Source organism: Pseudoalteromonas sp. S4492, from assembly GCF_005886115.1.
In the GTDB taxonomy this organism is placed as follows: Bacteria; Pseudomonadota; Gammaproteobacteria; order Enterobacterales; family Alteromonadaceae; genus Pseudoalteromonas; species Pseudoalteromonas gelatinilytica.
Map to the genome: position 1 here is coordinate 1 of NZ_PNCP01000099.1, position 815 is coordinate 815.

Annotated in this window: 1 protein-coding gene; it reads left to right on the plus strand. The window is 39.3% G+C overall.

The window, feature by feature from the left end:
- Positions 1–228: 228 nt before the first annotated feature.
- Positions 229–815, plus strand: a 587-nt coding sequence (locus tag CWC28_RS20905; RefSeq protein ID WP_138625715.1) for a hypothetical protein, incomplete at its 3' end; no start/stop codon positions are given.

Genomic DNA, 815 nt, shown 5'->3' on the forward strand with positions numbered 1-815 from the left:
AATGGCTACATTCCAGCATGGCTAATTGATGTAACACCACCAACAGACCCAAATTAATAAACGACAGTAACCGCTCTTTAACAACATGAATGTTAGCAGCAAAGCATGAACTTATATCCTGCTTTGCTGCCGTTAATAATAATCATGTATCAAAAAGCCAATGATGCAGGGCTTATCGAAGTTATTGATGTATCGATTTTTGATATAGGATTTTAAGGAATAAATAAAATGATTGAGAGCCATTACAGCTTTGCACAAGTAAGCTACGACCGAACCATAAAGTTATATAATAGACTCTTTGAGGGTCATATTGCACGTATACAAGAAGACCCTAGTCATGCCTTGCCTATTCATTTTAACAGAAACTTAATCGACACATTCCCCATGGAAGCGATTCAAAACCCTAATAGCTACCATGCTTGGCTCTATGTTATTCGCGCTTCGCAATTAGGCCATGGCATATTTCAAAGCAATGCCCATGACGGCCAACCTTTCCCTTTCTTTTACGATGATGAATATTTAGAAGTGACTGGTAAACGCGACCCTGAACATGCTGAGCACCCTGTGTGGCTCCTTGCTTTGTACAGCAGTATTATTGCCCGTAACCATGTTGCCATCGCTTACTTAACGGCTATCGATAACGATGTGTTTAAAACATCTAATTATGGTAATCAACTTAAACCCTTTGATTATGCACTGTCTGACTTACTCAAAGGGTTATTTAACCCTAGTGTCGACTTAGCCCCTTTAATCGAGCAAGCCTATATCACCTGTAACTCAGATGATTACGTTGATGATGAAGCAAAACTCTATGT